Genomic DNA, 967 nt, shown 5'->3' with positions numbered 1-967 from the left:
ACGTTCACTACCTGGCGTGAAACCTCCACCGTGTACCATGAGGGCGTTCCGGGCCACCACCTGCAGATCGCTATCGCTACGGCTCTGCAGGGCACCATGAACTCCTGGCGCACGAACATGCTGTGGGTTTCCGGTCACGGTGAGGGCTGGGCGCTGTACGCCGAGCGACTCATGGAGGAATTGGGCTACTTGAAGGATCCGGGTGACCGCATGGGCATGCTGAACGCTCAGCGTATGCGCGCCGCCCGCGTGGTCTTCGATATTGGTGTTCACTGCGAGATGCCGATTCCGGATGAGTGGGCTGAGCAGCTGGGCGTTGAGCCGGGCACCATCTGGACATCTGAGCTGGGTTACGAGTTCTTGAAGCTGAACCTGGACGAGTCCGAGGGTCACCTGCGTTTCGAGTTCCTACGTTACCTGGGTTGGCCGGGTCAGGCGCCGAGCTACAAGATTGGCGAGCGCCTCTGGCTGGAGCTGCGCGATCAGGCTGTGCGCCGCGGCGATGACATGCGTGCATTCCACACCCGTGCGCTTCTGCTCGGTTCGGTGGGTCTGGATACTCTGCGCCGCGCTCTGACCGATGAGATGATGCTCCCTCTGGATACTGAGGATGACGACGATGAGGACGATGACGAGTAGCCTCTAGTCTGCTCGCTCCTCGTCGAGTGAATCTCTGGAGCCTCTGAACTAGAGCCTTGAGATTAGGAACTCTATAGACGAAGCCCCCGCTTCAGCTTTATGGCTGAGGCGGGGGCTTCACTGTGTTTTCGTGTCGTCTGAAGGCTATGTCTTCTGGTGGCTATCCGAAGTTTGCGGCGCTGGGGTCGGTGGTGCCGAATCCCATGCCGGTGGAGTCGTTCAGGTCCACCAGGTGCGGGGCAAAACGGCACCAGTAGTCGGTGAGCGCGCCGTTTGATTCGCGGATGCCCACGCCTACGGTGCGTCCATCGACCACCCACACACCGAG

Annotated in this window: 2 protein-coding genes; one reads left to right on the top strand and one right to left on the bottom strand. The window is 60.7% G+C overall.

Annotated features, from left to right (window positions below; all coding sequences use genetic code 11):
• On the top strand, positions 1-639 hold a 639-nt coding region (locus O3649_RS09045; protein ID WP_371573889.1), incomplete at its 5' end, for a DUF885 domain-containing protein.
• A gap of 160 nt (positions 640-799) precedes the next feature.
• Here O3649_RS09045 and O3649_RS09040 read toward each other — a convergent pair.
• Complete coding sequence (locus O3649_RS09040) at positions 800-955, bottom strand: hypothetical protein (protein WP_371573891.1); 156 nt, start codon at positions 953-955, stop codon at positions 800-802.
• Positions 956-967: the final 12 nt, after the last annotated feature.

It is taken from the genome of Rothia sp. 27098_8_29 (assembly GCF_041432785.1).
GTDB lineage: Bacteria > Actinomycetota > Actinomycetes > Actinomycetales > Micrococcaceae > Rothia > Rothia mucilaginosa.
This window is presented reverse-complemented; position numbering and strand designations above follow the sequence as displayed.